At 42.9% G+C, this 16,828-nt stretch carries 17 protein-coding genes; 13 read left to right on the top strand and 4 right to left on the bottom strand.

What is annotated here, in order from left to right; genetic code table 11:
- Positions 1-37 precede the first annotated feature (37 nt).
- Positions 38-1,465: a bifunctional diguanylate cyclase/phosphodiesterase gene (locus tag MKY19_RS29480; protein WP_339267860.1), complete on the bottom strand. Its 1,428-nt coding sequence runs from the start codon at positions 1,463-1,465 to the stop codon at positions 38-40.
- Between the two features lie 522 nt (positions 1,466-1,987).
- Here MKY19_RS29480 and MKY19_RS29475 point away from each other — a divergent pair.
- From MKY19_RS29475 to hmpA, 10 genes are all read left to right on the top strand, one after another.
- Complete coding sequence (locus MKY19_RS29475) at positions 1,988-3,046, top strand: LLM class flavin-dependent oxidoreductase (RefSeq protein ID WP_042192850.1); 1,059 nt, start codon at positions 1,988-1,990, stop codon at positions 3,044-3,046.
- Positions 3,047-3,122: 76 nt separating this feature from the next.
- Positions 3,123-3,578 (top strand): RidA family protein, encoded by a 456-nt coding sequence (locus MKY19_RS29470; protein WP_339267857.1) that lies wholly within the window; start codon positions 3,123-3,125, stop codon positions 3,576-3,578.
- Between the two features lie 152 nt (positions 3,579-3,730).
- Positions 3,731-4,765: a stalk domain-containing protein gene (locus MKY19_RS29465; protein WP_339267854.1), complete on the top strand. Its 1,035-nt coding sequence runs from the start codon at positions 3,731-3,733 to the stop codon at positions 4,763-4,765.
- 67 nt (positions 4,766-4,832) lie between these two features.
- Positions 4,833-5,513, top strand: coding sequence for a YdeI/OmpD-associated family protein (locus MKY19_RS29460; protein ID WP_339804562.1), 681 nt, complete (start codon positions 4,833-4,835; stop codon positions 5,511-5,513).
- 101 nt (positions 5,514-5,614) lie between these two features.
- Positions 5,615-6,622: a sigma-70 family RNA polymerase sigma factor gene (locus MKY19_RS29455; protein WP_339799400.1), complete on the top strand. Its 1,008-nt coding sequence runs from the start codon at positions 5,615-5,617 to the stop codon at positions 6,620-6,622.
- Positions 6,623-6,748: 126 nt separating this feature from the next.
- Positions 6,749-7,444: a response regulator transcription factor gene (locus MKY19_RS29450; protein ID WP_339799398.1), complete on the top strand. Its 696-nt coding sequence runs from the start codon at positions 6,749-6,751 to the stop codon at positions 7,442-7,444.
- A gap of 124 nt (positions 7,445-7,568) precedes the next feature.
- Positions 7,569-8,423 (top strand): M15 family metallopeptidase, encoded by an 855-nt coding sequence (locus tag MKY19_RS29445; RefSeq protein ID WP_339799396.1) that lies wholly within the window; start codon positions 7,569-7,571, stop codon positions 8,421-8,423.
- Complete coding sequence (locus MKY19_RS29440) at positions 8,423-8,944, top strand: VanZ family protein (RefSeq protein WP_042192839.1); 522 nt, start codon at positions 8,423-8,425, stop codon at positions 8,942-8,944. Before MKY19_RS29445 ends, MKY19_RS29440 begins: the two co-directional genes overlap by 1 nt.
- 45 nt (positions 8,945-8,989) lie before the next feature.
- Positions 8,990-9,826 carry a YitT family protein gene (locus MKY19_RS29435; RefSeq protein WP_339799394.1) on the top strand — a complete coding sequence of 279 codons (837 nt, stop codon included), beginning with the start codon at positions 8,990-8,992 and terminating at the stop codon, positions 9,824-9,826.
- Positions 9,827-10,033: 207 nt separating this feature from the next.
- Positions 10,034-11,239, top strand: a complete 1,206-nt coding sequence (gene hmpA / locus MKY19_RS29430; RefSeq protein WP_339799392.1) for an NO-inducible flavohemoprotein — start codon at positions 10,034-10,036, stop codon at positions 11,237-11,239.
- A 61-nt stretch (positions 11,240-11,300) separates the two neighbouring features.
- Here the strand turns inward: hmpA and MKY19_RS29425 are convergent, their stop codons facing one another.
- Together MKY19_RS29425 and MKY19_RS29420 are read right to left on the bottom strand one after the other, a co-directional pair.
- A complete protein-coding gene (locus MKY19_RS29425; protein ID WP_339799390.1) occupies positions 11,301-12,422 on the bottom strand; it encodes a DUF4163 domain-containing protein in 1,122 nt (373 codons plus the stop codon).
- A gap of 182 nt (positions 12,423-12,604) precedes the next feature.
- The gene (locus tag MKY19_RS29420) at positions 12,605-13,456 is read right to left on the bottom strand and encodes a metallophosphoesterase (RefSeq protein WP_339799388.1); all 852 of its coding nucleotides are present in this window, start codon (positions 13,454-13,456) and stop codon (positions 12,605-12,607) included.
- Between the two features lie 106 nt (positions 13,457-13,562).
- On the opposite strand from MKY19_RS29420, the gene MKY19_RS29415 reads away from it, so the two are divergent.
- From MKY19_RS29415 to MKY19_RS29405, 3 genes are all read left to right on the top strand, one after another.
- Complete coding sequence (locus MKY19_RS29415; RefSeq protein ID WP_076284952.1) at positions 13,563-14,384, top strand: methyl-accepting chemotaxis protein; 822 nt, start codon at positions 13,563-13,565, stop codon at positions 14,382-14,384.
- Positions 14,385-14,462: 78 nt separating this feature from the next.
- The gene (locus MKY19_RS29410) at positions 14,463-14,741 is read left to right on the top strand and encodes a hypothetical protein (protein WP_076284951.1); all 279 of its coding nucleotides are present in this window, start codon (positions 14,463-14,465) and stop codon (positions 14,739-14,741) included.
- A gap of 148 nt (positions 14,742-14,889) precedes the next feature.
- Positions 14,890-16,002 carry a nitric oxide synthase oxygenase gene (locus tag MKY19_RS29405; protein WP_339804560.1) on the top strand — a complete coding sequence of 371 codons (1,113 nt, stop codon included), beginning with the start codon at positions 14,890-14,892 and terminating at the stop codon, positions 16,000-16,002.
- A 58-nt stretch (positions 16,003-16,060) separates the two neighbouring features.
- On the opposite strand, the gene MKY19_RS29400 is transcribed toward MKY19_RS29405, so the two are convergent.
- Positions 16,061-16,702, bottom strand: a complete 642-nt coding sequence (locus MKY19_RS29400) for a helix-turn-helix domain-containing protein (RefSeq protein ID WP_081382675.1) — start codon at positions 16,700-16,702, stop codon at positions 16,061-16,063.
- Between the last annotated feature and the right edge of the window lie 126 nt (positions 16,703-16,828).

The following is a 16,828-nucleotide window of genomic DNA, read 5'->3' as shown; positions in this document are numbered from 1 at the left end:
CGGTAACACCTTCTTATATAAAAAAATAGGTTCATCTTTATTCATTTAAGCTCGAAACCTTCTCCCACTCGGTTAGCAGCTCTTTTACGCTCTGTGCGGACTGTGGCTTACTGAACAAGTAACCTTGAATTTTATCGCAGCCTTGCTCCTGCAGGTAATCGAGTTGTACAGTTCGCTCCACACCTTCTGCAATAACACACATATTCATGCGTTTACCAATCATAATAATTTGTTCGACAAGAACGGCTTGATGTGTCCCTGTTCGAATGGAATCAATGAAGGACTTGTCTATTTTTAAAGTCGAGATCGGCATATGAGTAAGATAGCTTAAGGAGGAATAACCGGTACCAAAGTCATCCAAGGCAATTTTGATGTTGTGAGCTCTGAGTTCAGTCAGTTTACTACTCACATATTCGTAAGATTCAACCAGAACACTCTCTGTAATCTCTAGCTCTAAGTATTCAGGATCTAGTCCGGAGGCTTGCAAGGTGTCTAGAACTAACTCATTGAAGTCGCTTTGCAGTAGCTGCAGCATTGAAATATTAACAGACATCGTCAGATGTGATAATCCTTGCTCATGAAGACTTTTTAAAAAGGCACAGGCTGTTCTGAGCACCCACGCCCCGAGAGGAATAATGAGGTGGGAATCTTCTGCTATTTTGATAAACTTATCCGGAGGGACCATGCCTAGTATGGGGTTGTTCCAGCGCATAAGAGCCTCTAGTCCCGTCACTCTGTTCTGAGTCAGATCAATCTGGGGTTGATAGAATACCTCTAGCTCATTTTTCTCTAAAGCATTATACAACTGCTTCTCAATGTTCATTCGCTCAGTAAAGGTATCATTGAGCGGTTGATCAAAGACAATAATTTGACCCTTGCCAGCGTCTTTGGCTTTATACATAGCGATGTCTGCGCATTTAAGGAGTTCCATAATATTACTTCCATGTTCGGGGTGAGCACTGATTCCGATGCTTAGGCTAACATGTAGCAGACTGTCATCCATCTCAATCGCATCTTTAAAACCGGCAATAATGTGAGAGGCTACACTAGTTATACACTGACTGTTCTCAATAGAATATAAAAGAACGATGAACTCATCCCCGGCGAAACGATACACTTCCCCACTACTCCCAACCAGGGACACCAATCTCTCACTAACCTTAACAATTAGGCGGTCACCAAATTCATGGCCCATCGTATCATTTACATATTTGAAGTAATCAATGTCGATGAACATTAAGGCTGCAATGTTATTCAGTTCCAAAATGTGAGGCCCATTCTCATAAAAAGCTAATTTGTTGGGCAAGCCGGTTAATAGATCATGATACGCCAGGTAATGCATCCTTTCTTCATTCATGGCTAGCTTCTCTTGATTCTCAATGAGCTGATCATATTGCTGTCTGAGTTCTTCTTCCGTAGCTGTGATTTCCTCATAGGCGGCCTCTAGATTTTCGTGGGCACTCACCCTATCCCTATAGGCAAGATCCAGTTTCTTCTCGATCCTTTTAATCCGTTTCAGAGTACCTAGAATTAATGCAAAGATAAGTAAAGCTGTTATGAGGATAAAGAACCAGCCTTTAATTATATTAATAAGTCTTATCCACTCCGGATCTCGCGTAAAAGTGGAAACGGCCTTATCTGTTAAAGGGATCCATAAGCACCCAACAATAAAATATATTACGGCGATTTTTAAGGAGCCCCGAACAGGATTGAAGGTTTGTTTGGATATGGAATTTTTGTGTTTATTTCTTTGAAGCATATGTCCCTCCTATATCAAGCATGAGATGCATGAGAGCTACTTGTTTTAGATCATTTCAACATATTTCATCAAAATCCTCTATTTGTCAGTGATGTTCTGCAAATTTTAAAAATGAGTTTTTGGACAAGCTGGAGCTAGGCATTAATGCCTAGCTATGCTTGAACTTAACTTATGTTATAATCAAACAAACAACTATAAGAGAAAATTATAGTTAAGGGGGAATCGTAAGTGGAAATAGGTATCAGTACGTTCGTAGAAACAACACCGGATGTTCAATCGGGGGAGTTAATAAGTCATGCACAGCGATTGCGCGAGGTAGTAGAGGAGATTGTTCTTGCAGATAAGGTGGGCTTAGATATATTCGGTGTGGGTGAGCATCATCGAAAGGATTATGCCGCATCTTCTCCAGCAGTTTTGCTGGCTGCGGCTGCCTCACAGACGACACGAATTCGGCTGACCAGTGCGGTAACCGTGCTGTCCTCTGCTGATCCAGTACGTGTATTTCAGGATTTTGCAACACTTGATGGAATCTCAAATGGACGGGCAGAAATCATGGCAGGCCGGGGTTCTTTTATCGAATCTTTCCCGCTCTTTGGATACGATTTAAATGACTACGATGAGTTATTCGATGAGAAGCTGGACCTGTTGTTAAAAATAACGGCATCCGAAAAAGTAACCTGGAGTGGAAATCACCGACCAGCCATTAATAATTTGGGGATTTATCCGCGCCCCGTTCAGAATCCTTTGCCCGTATGGATTGGCAGTGGAGGCAATACGGAATCTGTGATTCGTGCTGGCCTGCTCGGGCTACCACTTGTGCTCGCGATTATTGGCGGAAGTCCGTTGCAATTTGCTCCACTGGTGAAGCTCTATAAGAAAGCGGCGGCCCAAGCAGGACATGATGTGTCGAAGCTTCCGGTTGCCTCACACTCGCACGGCTTTATTGCAGAGGATAATCAGCTTGCGGCCGATATGTTCTTCCCCTCTACGCAGGCTAGTATGAATGTGATTGGTCGTGAGCGTGGCTGGGGTCATTATAGTCGTGCGAGCTTTGATGCGGCACGTAGATTTGAAGGTGCCTTGTATGTAGGAGATCCAGACACTGTTGCTGAGAAGATTATTCACCTACGTAAACACGTAGGAATTACACGCTTTATGCTGCATGTACCGCTAGGTACGATGCCTCATAAGGATGTAATGAGAGCCATTGAGCTATTGGGTACTGAAGTAGCGCCAATTGTTCGAGCTGAGATATCGAGATGGGAAGCAGAGGTCGAAGCAAAATAGGATTGACCCTTTCTGGATTAATCAGTATAATCTTACCAATTTATTGAGGTTGTACTGATTGGAGGAGGGAACTGAAGTGGCGGATCGAATCATAGCGGATAGACTTGAGGAATTAGGTATTGTCCTACCTAGTGCTAGTGAACCGGCGGCAAAATATGCTAACTACGTTATTGTTAATGGATTATGTTTTGTATCGGGAAAAGGACCCGCCGGGCATCCCAAAGGCAAGCTGGGACAAGACTTCACCACCGAAGAAGGCTATCATTTTGCACGTCAGGCTGGTATAGAGATCCTTGCCGTCCTTGAGTCAGCTTTAGGTTCCTTGGATAAAGTGAAGAGAGTGGTCAAAATTCAAGGATTTGTGAATGCAGATCCCTTATTCGAAGAACATCATAAAGTGCTCAATGGCTGTTCGGATTTAATGCTGGAGGTATTCGGAGACAAGGGCAGTCATGCTCGTTCGGTATTGGGCGCTGTTTCTGTAAGGGATAATCTTCCGATCATTATCGATTCTATTTTTGAAGTGGATTAAAAAGAGGGCTGTGGCACCGAAAGGTGACCACAGTCCTCTTTTTACATGGTTTGAGCAGTAGTTAGACAGCAACCCCAATAATTGTAACAAAACTAATTACACTTTTTTTAGTAATAACAATTGAACATATTAATCAACGAGGTGACGACATCATGAGGATTCATAAGAAAGCCACACTACTTGTACTACTTACATCTATACTCTATACAGCTCCAGCCCATGCGGCGGTGATGCCTCAGAATCAGGTTACAGGCGTTTTTCTGGATGATCGGCAGCTTGAATTAGAGGTTCAGCCCTTGCTCATAAACGGTACAACGCTTATTCCCATGCGCAAGCTGTTTGAAGAACAGGGAGCAAAGATTTCATGGAACAACAGTACCAAAACAGTGAAGGCCACTAAGGGAACGCTGGTGCTGACTTATCAAATAGGAGATTTAACCGCGAACAAAAATGGACAAGCCTTAAGCTTAACCGTTCCGGGTCAGGTTGTCGGTGGTAATACGATGATGCCGCTGCGTTTTGTCAGCGAGGCTCTAGGCAGCACCGTGAAGTGGGAGGCTAACACTCGGACCGTCCGCATCTATTCAGCGCTGAATTACGATACAACGATTCGTTATGGGGTTAACCTGCGCAGTTCGCCGAATTCATCGGATCAATCAGGTGTCCAGCAAATGTTGTCCGTAGGCGATAAAGTCCATATCGTTAGAGAAGTGGATGCTTTGTGGTTAGAAGTGCGAACGCAAGACAACAAGACGGGGTACATATCTGCTAAACCGAAATATAGCGATTATACTAGTGAGTCGCTCGCTGAGAAGCAGGGAAGCGCGTTGCTTGCTTACGGAGAAAAGTATCTGGGAACCCCTTATGAATTCGGTGCTGCAACGAACCAGACGTCTACCTTTGACTGTTCTTCTTTCGTAGGGCATTTATTTGAGAACGTGTTGTCGGTGGATCTGCCTCGCGCCTCTTATAATCAAGCCAAAGAAGGGAAGGAAGTTGGGATCAACGAACTGCGTAAAGGAGACCTACTGTTCTTTAGTGCACGTGGTCTCGACATTGGTCATGTTGCCATGTATGCGGGAAATAATCAGATATTGCATACGTATTCTAAGGAGCAAGGCGTCCATTATGAAGCCCTGAGTGAGAAATGGAAGAAGCGTTTTGTGACGGCCCGTAGAATGTTTTAGATTGGGTAGCGATTAGGCTATAATGATCACGATGAAGAAGCATCCGAATACATTTGGGGGATGAAGCATAGTGACTAAAACCATCGTAGAAAAGCTGAACTTACAAAAATACAACCAAGTAGCGATATTGAGTAAACCAGAAGGCTCCGATTATTTAGCGGAATTGACGGATTATGATACTTCGCTAAATGGAGCGTATGATCTTATATTTGCCTTTGTACTAGACATGGCGTCGTTACAGGCACTAGTGAACCGTGTGATTGAGCAACAGCATCTTCATAAGAATGGCTATCTCTTTGTGGCGTATCCTAAAAAGGGAAACAAAGTGTATCCGACCTTTATTCATCGTGACGACTTACTAGAGGGTCTGGGCAGTGATGAGAATGGCTACATCGGAACAAGCAATATTAAATTTGCACGCATGGTAGGTTTGGATGATGTCTTTACAGTTGTGGGGTTGAAAGAGGACGCTAAGGGGAAAGGTCAGCTTTCCAATACCCAAAGTCAATCTGTGGATGACTATATTTCTTTCATTCCAAATGTGGAAGAAGATCTGAAAGATACACCGGAGCTTCTAGCCATCTATCAATCGCTTACCCCGGGATACCGCAAAGACTGGGCTCGATATGTCTATAGTGCCAAACAAGAGGCAACAAGAGCTAAGCGTAAAGAGGAAATGAAGAAGATTCTACAGGCTGGTTATAAGAGTCGTGAGCTGTATCGGCAAGCCAGTAGTACTGAACTCTAACTAGACCTTTCTTCATTAAAAAGATTATTTAAAGACATAAAGACGGTTTTTGAACTCCTTTTCCGTCTATGTTATGAACTTGATTGTTAAGGAGGCAGATAGTGACTCGTACGGATGCAGAACTGGTAGATAAGGTGTGTAAAGGGGATATGGATGCATTCAGTGGGCTTATCGGCAAATATTCCAATGCAGTATATGGAGTAGCTTACGGTAAATTGGGTGATTTCCACACCGCGCAAGACATTACACAAGAGGTTTTTGTTAAGACCTATCGTTATTTACCCAACTTAAAGGAGCCAGAGAAACTCGCCAGTTGGTTATATGCAGTTACTACACGGGAATGTATGGATTGGTTTAGGGCGAATAAGAAGAAAGCTGCATATGAATTCATGGAGCAAATCGAGGTTTCTCAGTTGGAGACCACTGAAGATCAGCTCCTCCGAAGAGAACTCCAGCAAGATGTGTGGAAGGCATTAAACACCTTATCCGAAGCTAACCGTATAGTCACCATTCTATTCTATATCGACAACTACAAGGTTAGGGAGATCGCTGATTTCCTTGATTTATCTATTGAAGCTGTCGAGAGTAGACTCCGCAGATCAAGAACGATCTTAAAAAGGGAGATGTTGAGTACAGTGAATAACAATCTAAGTGAAAACAAATTGCTGGATGAATTTAAAAAGAGAGTTTTTCAGGATGAAAGAATGCCTGAAACCAACTTTCGTCGTGTGGCCATGGGCCAAAGTGAATTCGATGATATTGATATGCCTAAGACGAACTTTTCTAATGTAAATATGGCGGGTACCAAGTTTGACAATATTAATATGAGCAGTACTACTTTTAACGATATCAATATGCATCTTGTTAAGTTTAATGAAGTCGGATTGTGGGAAATTGAGATTAGCAATAGTGAATTAGGAGAAGCCTATTTTCATGATATTCACTTGTATGGTAAAGGCAATAAGTTTGAACGATGCAAGCTTAATGGCACATCTTTTGTAGAGTGTGATCTTTCGAATGTAGAGATAAAAGATTGCAATCTTTCAGGCGTCACAGTTAATGGCATCTCATTAGAGGCTCTGCTAGAGAGTTATCATAAAAATAAATAATATTACAACAGTTCTATTTATTCATCATAGATTTCAGCAAAACCACTTCATCCTAGGAGTGGTTTTTAAGTTTGGGGTATAATGGATGTAGATCATATAGCATAAACCTACAGGGGTGAAATATAGATGAAGCGCATTACGATTTTAATTGCGGATGATGAGGCGGAGATTGCGGATCTGGTGGCTTTGCATTTGCAAAAAGAAGGGTATCATATCATTAAAGTATCCGATGGGCGTGCAGCGGTGCAAGCTATTGAGTCACAAACGATAGATTTGGCGATTCTGGATATTATGATGCCAGGGCTGGATGGCTATGAGGTAACCCGTCACATTCGGGAGCAGCATCATCTGCCGATTATTTTTTTAAGTGCGAAGACTTCTGATCTGGACAAGATCACAGGACTTGTCATGGGCGCAGATGATTATATGACCAAGCCGTTCAATCCAATGGAGTTAGTCGCCCGCGTTAATTCTCAACTACGGCGCTCTATACAATTCAGTCAGCCCGCAGCCGTTCTTAAGTCGATCCTTGAAGTTGGTGGGTTGACGATTTCACCAGATGAACATACCGTCACTCTTTACGGCGAGGTAATAGACCTAACTCCGAAAGAGTTTGATATTCTGCATTTATTGGCGAGCCATCCTAAGCAGGTGTTTAGCGCGGAGAGTATCTTCCAACAGGTATGGGGAGAAGCTTATTATGAGAGTGGCAACACGGTCATGGTGCATATCCGTACCTTGCGCAAAAAGCTTGGTGAAGACATCAATAAGAACAAATTTATTAAGACAATCTGGGGAGTAGGATATACCTTTACTGGGTAAGGCCACTGAGCTCTTATACATTTTAAGAAAAACTTTATATTTGTCCTGCTTTTTCTTTAAAGTGTCTTCGTTATTCTATTCCTATCAAGCATAAACGCCTTAAGGAAATGGGAGGACAATACGGATGAAAAAGTGGGTTTTTTTGGTGATCGTTGTGTTATTTCTTGGTTACGCAGTCGCTCGTTATTTACCGGATACGGGTAATTTAGCTGATAAGAATGATAAGATCCAGAAGGGATCGATTAGAGATAGCGATAGTTTAAAGGTGGTTACGCAAGATCAGGTATATCAAGGGGATTTATTGCTGGTGAACAAACAATATCCGGTACATGAGGACAGCGTGAAGTCTGATATTGTGACCTTATTTGATCAGAAGGATCTGGTTCAGGGCTATGGATTACTAGATACCTCGATTCGGTTGTCTGAAAGTGTAGCACATAAATTCAATAAGATGATCAAGGCCGCTGAGAAGGATGGCGTGAATCATTTTTTAATTAGCAGTGGGTACAGGGACTTTGAGGAGCAAGAGCAATTGTATGCGGAAAAAGGTTCGGATTATGCTCTTCCAGCGCAATATAGCGAACATAATTTAGGATTATCGCTGGACATCGGATCGTCTCAATCGGAAATGAGCAAAGCACCTGAAGGTAAATGGCTGGAAAAGAATGCGTGGAAATACGGCTTTATTCTACGCTATCCGAAAGACAAAACGGAGATTACGGGGATTAAATATGAACCTTGGCACTTCCGTTATGTAGGCTTGCCACACAGTGCGATCATTCAGGAGAAGGGGATCGTGCTGGAACAATATTTAGATCTTTTGAAGGAAAATAGTGAAATTTCAACGGTTGTAGACGGCAAAACATATACGGTGAACTATTATCCAGTATCAGGATATACAAGTATTAAGATTCCAAAGGAAGGGCAATATAAAACGTCGGGCGATAATATGGATGGCGTAATTGTCACTACATTTTGATGAGTACGAAGCCTAAGAGCGAGTCTACTATGACATTATTGCTGGCAGCCGTATTTATTGTCTATATGTATTTTTTGATCCGAATTATCGTATTTAAAGGCGCACCTTTTAGCTTGCAATCACTTTGGGAACAGGCAGGGCGTATGCTCGAGCATCCCGACAGAATTTTTAAGCGACAGGGCAACTATGTACCCTTTAAAGAGATCTCGCGGGGGATAGAGCATCTGTCACTTTCAGATCCTTTTTCATCACTTAATTTAGTGGGCAATCTTCTGGCGTTTATTCCGTTTGGAGTCTTTGTTCCAATGCTGTTGTCGCAAAAAGTAAGGTTATTTCAAAAGGTCTTCATGCTCTCTTTTGCGCTGAGTCTGAGCTTTGAAGTTACACAATTAGTATTGTATATCGGCACCTTTGACGTGGATGATCTGATCTTAAACACTTGCGGTGGGGTAGTCGGTTACGCCATATATAGAATGCTGGTTTCTTCTGGATTGTTTACAACTATATCGAAGCGGTGTTAGTATTTGTGGATGGTAGATATAGACAGAGGATAGAAGGGGCATGGTATGAAAAAGCGTATTTCGGATATTTTTTCCATCATTGTAGGAGCATTGCTGTTTTCCTTGGCCGTTAACTTGTTTGTGATTCCGAACGAGTTCGGTGAAGGCGGGGTAACGGGACTGACTATGATTACATACTATTTGTATCAGTGGTCACCAGGTATTGTTAGCTTAATTCTTAATGCTTTATTATTGATTGTGGGTTATAAATTTCTGGACAAAACGACGACAGTATACACGATTATTGCGGTGTTTTTTAACTCGTTATTCCTGATTCTTACGAAGAATTGGCATATCGCCAGCGATGAGTTGATCATCAATGCAATATTTGGAGGCATCTTGTCTGGTGTGGGTATCGGAATGATCATACGTGTGGGTGGAACGACCGCAGGGTCAACCATTATCGCCAGAATCCTGCATAAATTTTTGGATTGGAACGTTAGCTACGCTCTTCTTCTAGTCGATTTAGTTGTGGTATTTGCTTCGTATTTCATCATTGGTGTTCAAAGTCTGATGTTTACGATTGTGATGCTCTATGTAGCGACTAAGGTGATGGACTTCATTATTGAGGGAGTGAATCCTAAGAAGGCCGTTACGATTGTATCCAAGGAGCAGGACAAAATTGCTGAACAAGTTAATGGAATCATGGATAGAGGGGTCACAGTCATTTATGGCCGAGGGTATTATACTAAAGAACCCAAAGAGCTTCTCTATATTGTCATTAGCAAACAGGAAGTAACCATGCTTAAGAAAATTGTAAGATCGATTGATAAAGAGGCTTTTATTGCCATTCACGATGTAAGAGATGTGTTCGGAGAAGGCTTTGTGGAGCTGGCAAAATAAGAGTGAAAGTGCTGTCCGGTAGCTACCTGAGCTGCTTGGACAGCTTTTTTTTTGGATTGGGCATTCGAATGTGATGGATATCATTGCATTTTCTGTTTATTCACATTTTATTAAATTTTAAAGTGATTCAGCGCACACTCGCTCATTTGCAGCTTCTATATGCTTTTTATAGAGGTATTATCTAATTGCAGGAGAGAGGGTATTCATATGTTAGATCAACAAACGATTGCTATTATAAAATCAACAGTTCCTATATTACAGGTTCATGGAACAACCATTACTACGACGTTCTATGGCATGTTATTTGAAAACCATCCAGAGCTATTAAATATATTTAATCATGCCAATCAGCGGCAAGGCAGACAGCAGACAGCGCTTGCTAACGCAGTCCTAGCAGCGGCTATGAATATTGATCAACTAGGGAATATCTTACCGGTGGTAAAACAGATTGCAGAGAAGCATCGAGCACTGGGTGTATTACCTGAGCATTATCCGATCGTGGGTGAGACCTTGTTAGCTGCGATTGGACAAGTACTTGGCGATGCGGCAACACCGGAAATTATAGATGCATGGGCCAAAGCCTATGGTGTGATCTCAGATGCTTTCATTGGTGTGGAAGCAGAAAAGTATCGTGAAGCTGCGGAAGCTCCGGGGGGCTGGAGTGGATTCAGAAACTTTATCGTCACTCGGAAGGTTAGTGAAAGTGAGCTTATTACTTCCTTTTACCTGTCTCCTGAGGATGGAGGGGCGATCTCATCTTATTTCCCGGGTCAGTACATCACGGTTCGTATTCAGCCCGAGGGGGAAGAATATTCCCATATTCGCCACTACAGTTTGTCCAGTGCTCCGGGACAGGCGTATTACCGTATCACTGTTAAACGGGAAGGTGAAGGGATAGATAGACCTGCGGGCGTCGTATCCACTTATCTGCATGATTTCGTCCAAGTGGGCTCTATATTAGAAGTGGGCTCTCCAGCGGGCGATTTCGTACTGGATCAGCGTAGTGACACTCCGGTGGTTCTAATCAGTGGGGGTGTGGGCTTAACCCCAATGGTAAGTATGCTGGAGACAATAATTGCTGCACAGCCAGAACGCGAGGTAACTTATATTCATGCAGCCATCAATGGAAGTTTGCATGCTATGAAAGATAGGGTGGCAGATTTAGCACAATCTCATTCTTCTCTTCGGTCCTATGTATGTTATGAATCTCCAGGAGAAGGCGACAAGTACAATAGATCTGGTTATATTGATCTTTCTTGGCTTCAAGAAATAGCAGATGTGAACTCTGAATTCTATTTCTGTGGGCCGACCCCATTTATGAAGGTCATATATAAGGCGCTCAAGGAATGGCGGGTACCTGATGACAGAATTCATTTTGAATTTTTTGGACCTGCCGGCAGTTTAGAAGAATAATATAGATAACAAAAAGCGCCTTAGCCGATTGGCTGAAGCGCTTTTTGTTTTGCGTTAGTGTTTATTTGAAAGAAGCAAATGGATCGGTGCCTTTAGGCAGTATTGAGCTGAAATTAAAGGTGTAGGTAGGAATTCCAGCTGCATAAGGTGCGATTTCATATTGTTGATAGAAGATAGCTAAGCCACTTTCACTGACGTAGAAGGCTGGTTTATCTGTGAGTCCACCAGTTGACTCCGGAAAAGCAATATCCTTGGTGCTTTCCTTCAACATTTTATCTAGTTTTTGTTTGTAGTTTGGTTCTGCCTTTAGCAGGTCTTTAAGCTCTATCTTCTTACCATCCTTCAGCGAGAAGGTATGTCCCTCGCGCATGGTACCGCCGTGTGCTCCACCGCTGTAACCATATTGATCAACTACAATACTAAGCACGCCTTCACGGTTAAAGGTGACAACATAATTTTGAGAGTAATCATATTTATTCTCTATCGTGCCATCCCTACGGCTAGACTCTTTCTCAGCCTCTGACACGAATAGTTCAGCCTCTTTTTTGAAGGTGGTATTAATCGTGTTTTGTACTTCATCCGTCAGACCGCTGATCTGTGGATATTGTACTTTAATATTAGCATTCTTATTGCTCTTGTCTAAGTTAACAGAGGTGATCTTGATGTCATTCATCACCTTCTTGCTAAGTTCAAGTGATTTCTGAGCTGGATTATATACGCCTTGAACGCCTAAATAATCATTTAACAGTTTGAATGGAACATATAAACGGTCATTGATCATCTTCACTTCATGATTTCCGGTCATGCTATAAATGTAATATCCGTTTAAATCGGTACTGACGCCATAGTCAGAGACCTCCATGTTCAGCTTCACCGAGTCACTACCTACACTGTAAGTCTTTGTGGTTGAATTGTATTGAATAGCAAGGCCGAAGGCATCACGCAATACGGTTAAAGGGATCATGGTATTTCCATCTACGATTTTTCCATCTACGATTTTTCCTTGCTGCGTTAAGACTTGGCCTTTATATTTAAGCACCACAGAAGGCTGCTGAACGGCTTGATTGACTGTTTTTGTACCGGTAGTTGCAGCTTGAACAGAATTCCCTCCGATGAGTCCAGTACCTCCAAATAATACTCCAGTAGCTATTACAGCAGACGTCCATTTCATAGTTTTGTTCATGATTTAATTTCTCCTCTCCAATGATGGGCTTATGTAGTTCATTATGATTTTTGATGTTATCTATCACTCCTACAATTATACCTAGGCCCCAAATAGATTTGATTACAAACACGGTTACAGTGTTGTTGCATAGACGTGCAAAAGGTATATACTTTTTAACCATTTATTAATTTTTGACACAATCATGAGGACTTTAAAGTAATTACGGTAAGCTCGGGACGACAATTAAAACGTATAGGCATACGAGTCACTCCAATTCCGCGTGTGGTGTAGACCTGGAGTCGACTATCTGGGAGCTGGTATAATCCGCTTGAATATTTACTGCCGTGCGGCGGGGTATACAAGGCACCTACAAATGGGAGACGCACCTGTCCTCCATGACTATGGCCGGACAATTGCAGATCTATGGGAAGATCACTGTATTCATCGGCAAAATCAGGCTCGTGCGCAAGGAGTAGAGTACATGCCTTATCAGGGATATGGCGTAGCGCCTGATGAATATCTGCTTTGCCGACCCACGGATCATCCACTCCAGCTAGATAAAGCGCCTCCGCATCTTTTTTTAAGACAATATGTTCATTATGAAGTACGTGGAATCCAGATTGCGTTAACCCTTTCGTCACAGCTTTCCTAGTGCAAAAAGCATCGTGGTTACCTAACACAGCATATTGTCCAAACGGTGCCCGCAACTGTGAACAGATGTCCACAGCCTCAGAAATATAATCGACAGAATGATCTAGCAGATCCCCTGTGAAGCAGATCAGATCTGGACTTACATGTTGAATTTGCTGCACTAACTCTGTTAAGGCTTCGGACTTCGTATATACGCCTAAGTGTAAATCACTGAAATGAACGATACGAAATCTATCGAATGCTGGAGGGAGTAGAGGAAGCTTTATATCTATATGTTTAACTTCAAGCCAGTAGGGCTCAACCCAGTGTGAATAAATGCCGGTCGCACTAGCGGTTCCAAGCAGCCCCAACGACACTTGAGCACTTTTCTTCAGAAATTGGCGTCTGCTAATAGTATTCATAAACAAATCATACGTGGGGATTGTTACTCTACTATGACAATATTCATTTAATAACCCATTGTGACGATAAAACTACATATACATTTTTTATATGGGAGATGAAGAGATGAGTATTATCGATGCCTTAGTCCTCGCAGCACCTTATTTCAAAAAGATTCACTCGCAGGATATTATGATTGGAATCACGGACAGGGAGATCTTCCATTATTACGCACCAAGTAAAGTTATTGATCTCGGATTGGTTAAGGGTAACCCTATCCCTCCTGAAGATCTGTCGCTTTCAAATGGACTGAAAGGTATAGCAAGCTCTAACCGAATCCCAGCAGAAATTTATGGAGCTCCTGTAATCTCAACATGTGTACCTATCTACGGAACGGATGATGATGTAATCGGGGTTTTTGCCATTGCCTATACACTAGAGAACGAGAATAAGCTTGAAGGATTCACAGATGAGATTAATGAGATAAGCAGTCATCTAATGGAGATGGTGCAGAGCGTAGCTGCCCAATCTCAGGAATTATCAGCTACTTCGCAGCAAATATTAGATAATACGCGTAGAGCCGTAACGGAATCACAAGAAGTGAATAAGGTTGCCGGCTTCATTCGTGAGATTTCTGAGCAGACGAACCTGCTTGGGCTGAATGCGGCAATCGAAGCCGCGCGTGTAGGAGAGCAAGGGGCAGGTTTTGGGGTGGTTGCTACTGAAGTGCGCAAACTGTCCGTTAACACTAAAGAAGCAACCCATAATATTGAAAAATCACTGAGTGATGTTCAAAAGTCCATTAAGCAAATGGAGCAAGAAATTGAAGCGATCTCTGCTTCTTCACACGCACAAGCAGAATTGGTCACTGAATTCAGCGGGGTAATTGAGCGCTTGAATAAGGCCAGCAAAGAAATGACTACTTTCATGCAATCCATCATCCAGTAGGGTGTATGCATAAAGTTACTTATCCTAAACCATGCTAGAAGAGAACAGGCGCATTTCAGAAGGGAGCGAATTTCATTTATGAAACAACCCGATTCCAGTCTGCAAGCGAACGACAATGTAACTCAAGCCAAAAATGCTTTAGGCAAGCTTCATTTCTCTGTCTCTCAGGCGCTTAGTCATCCAACAGAACAGACTTTGGCACAGGCTGAGAACCGTTTGGCGCATACCGAACAGGCGGTAGAGCAAGCTCGTGCCTCGTTAGGTCCCCAAGGTGTGGAGTTGGCTGAAGAACTGCTGGCCGAGGATAAGAGCAGGCTTGCTGCATTGAAGACGCAAGGGAAACGTTCAGAACGCTAGATGTTCCTGCTACAACCCGTGAAGCGAATAAGCTTCACGGGTTGTTCTCATGTGCTATTCCCCTAAGGATGTAGCTTAGGAGTGTGGGTGGTATACTGGAACGAGAGTTCTAGCATGGCTTAGATGGAGGATAAAGGATATGAATGGCATGCACATCGAAGAGTTAACCCGGCAGGCGGAGGCTTTCATTCGACAATGTTACGCTGAACTTGATAAGACTGAAGCTGAGATGGATCAACGCATCCAAGCCGTACGAGAAGAAATTAATCAATCCGGGAGTTACACACATACAAGGGAAGAGCTGGCTCATGGGGCGAGAATGGCTTGGCGAAATAATAGCCGCTGCATTGGCCGCCTCTTTTGGCAATCCATTGAGCTGATGGATGAACGTCTGGCAGAGACCGAGGAGGATATTGCTGAAGCTTTGCTGCGACATCTGGAAAAGGCGAATAATGGAGGACGTATTCGTCCACTTATCACGGTCTTCCGCAGCGGGGAAGCTCCTGATCGGAGAATCCGGATTTGGAACCATCAATTGATTCGTTACGCGGGATATCCTGGTGATGCTGAACATGAACGCGCTGGTGATCCGGCATCGGATGAATTTACGAAAGTGTGCCAACAACTAGGCTGGCAGGGAACAAGGGGCAATTATGATGTATTGCCGCTAGTGATCAGCATAGGTAATGGGCACCCCCACGTATTTCCTATTCCTCAACACCTCATTCAAGAGGTACCGTTAACTCATCCTGAAATTGAACGTTTTGCAGAGCTTCAGCTTCGCTGGTATTCTGTGCCGATCATTTCGGACATGCAGTTGGAGATTGGCGGGATTCTATACCCCGCGGCTCCTTTTAACGGCTGGTACATGGAGACCGAAATTGGCTCACGTAACTTAGGGGATACTGGAAGATATAACACTTTGCCAGCTGTAGCTGATCTGATGGGACTTGACCGCTCCAGTAACACAACGCTTTGGAAGGATCGGGCGCTTCTTGAATTGAATCGTGCAGTACTGCATTCCTTTAAGCAAGCTGGGGTCAGTATCGTTGATCACCATACTGCAGCTGATCAATTTGTGAGATTTCAAGAGCAGGAGCAGGGACATGGACGTCAGGTTTCAGGACGCTGGTCATGGCTGATCCCCCCTATGTCTCCGTCGTCTACACCGATTTGGCATGACAGTAAGCTGAAAGAATATGATTACAGCCCTCGTTTCCTTTATCAGCGATCACCTGTGGCCACCTGTCCTTTTCACTAGCAATCGAATTTATGATCAAAAAAGCGCCAAGTTCCCCTCATAAGGAAACTGGCGCTTTTTAGGCTTTTAAATGCTCTAGAAAGATTTGTTTAAGAAGCTCAAGCTGCTTGTCGGAGTCTAAATCCGATTCTAGCAGGAGGATGTTTTCTTTCATCGTTAGCTTTCTGGAAAAGAGAGCAAAGCTGTTCATCAGCGTGATTAAGGTCTCTTTCACAGGGAGATCGGCGCGAATAGAACCGTCTTCTACCCCATTTTGAATGATCCTGGAGTACTCATGCCAAATCTTGCGGTTTAATGCATTGAAATCCAGAACGTCCTCAACAGGCTCATTTAAGTGAGAGGCGTAGCTTTCAAAATTGACCATAAAAATAATGCTTAAATGATTTTGATCCTGAATAAAGAAGTCAAATAACATCTCGATCTTTTCGAGACAGGTAAGTGGTAAGTCGGCTACATGCTTAAAGTAATCGAGCATTGGTTCTAGCATTCGGGTGGCCACCGCCACGATGAGCTTTTCTTTTCTGGGAAAATATCGAAACAGCGTCGCAATCCCTATATTTGCTTCGCTTGCGACATCCTGCATCGTCGACTTTTCAATTCCTTTTTGCGAAAATATTCGTTCTGCGGATTCGAGAATCGTATATAATCGCTGCTGTTTACCGTCGGATCGTTCTTTTTCATAGCGTGCTTTAGGATTCATGAGGGATAGACCCTTCCATTTTTTAATTAGGTTCTTTAATTATTAGTATTATATCCACCGTTTATTGGATTAAGCAAGGAGAGGTTGTAGTTATTTCGTAAAAATGATATGATAAATATCACAGTG

The sequence above is a fragment of the Paenibacillus sp. FSL R5-0744 genome (assembly GCF_037972555.1).
In the GTDB taxonomy this organism is placed as follows: Bacteria; Bacillota; Bacilli; order Paenibacillales; family Paenibacillaceae; genus Paenibacillus_AQ.
This window is presented reverse-complemented; position numbering and strand designations above follow the sequence as displayed.

What these genes read in the sequence shown, in the direction of transcription:
- MKY19_RS29440 (WP_042192839.1), top strand. Translation starts at nt 8,423, where the DNA reads ATGAGTACGAAGCCTAAGAGCGAGTCTACTATGACATTATTGCTGGCA.
- MKY19_RS29405 (WP_339804560.1), top strand. Translation starts at nt 14,890, where the DNA reads ATGCACATCGAAGAGTTAACCCGGCAGGCGGAGGCTTTCATTCGACAA.
- MKY19_RS29420 (WP_339799388.1), bottom strand. Translation starts at nt 13,456, where the DNA reads ATGAATACTATTAGCAGACGCCAATTTCTGAAGAAAAGTGCTCAAGTG.
- MKY19_RS29445 (WP_339799396.1), top strand. Translation starts at nt 7,569, where the DNA reads ATGAAAAAGTGGGTTTTTTTGGTGATCGTTGTGTTATTTCTTGGTTAC.
- hmpA (WP_339799392.1), top strand. Translation starts at nt 10,034, where the DNA reads ATGTTAGATCAACAAACGATTGCTATTATAAAATCAACAGTTCCTATA.
- MKY19_RS29465 (WP_339267854.1), top strand. Translation starts at nt 3,731, where the DNA reads ATGAGGATTCATAAGAAAGCCACACTACTTGTACTACTTACATCTATA.
- MKY19_RS29400 (WP_081382675.1), bottom strand. Translation starts at nt 16,702, where the DNA reads ATGAATCCTAAAGCACGCTATGAAAAAGAACGATCCGACGGTAAACAG.
- MKY19_RS29450 (WP_339799398.1), top strand. Translation starts at nt 6,749, where the DNA reads ATGAAGCGCATTACGATTTTAATTGCGGATGATGAGGCGGAGATTGCG.
- MKY19_RS29415 (WP_076284952.1), top strand. Translation starts at nt 13,563, where the DNA reads ATGAGTATTATCGATGCCTTAGTCCTCGCAGCACCTTATTTCAAAAAG.
- MKY19_RS29410 (WP_076284951.1), top strand. Translation starts at nt 14,463, where the DNA reads ATGAAACAACCCGATTCCAGTCTGCAAGCGAACGACAATGTAACTCAA.
- MKY19_RS29425 (WP_339799390.1), bottom strand. Translation starts at nt 12,422, where the DNA reads ATGAACAAAACTATGAAATGGACGTCTGCTGTAATAGCTACTGGAGTA.
- MKY19_RS29435 (WP_339799394.1), top strand. Translation starts at nt 8,990, where the DNA reads ATGAAAAAGCGTATTTCGGATATTTTTTCCATCATTGTAGGAGCATTG.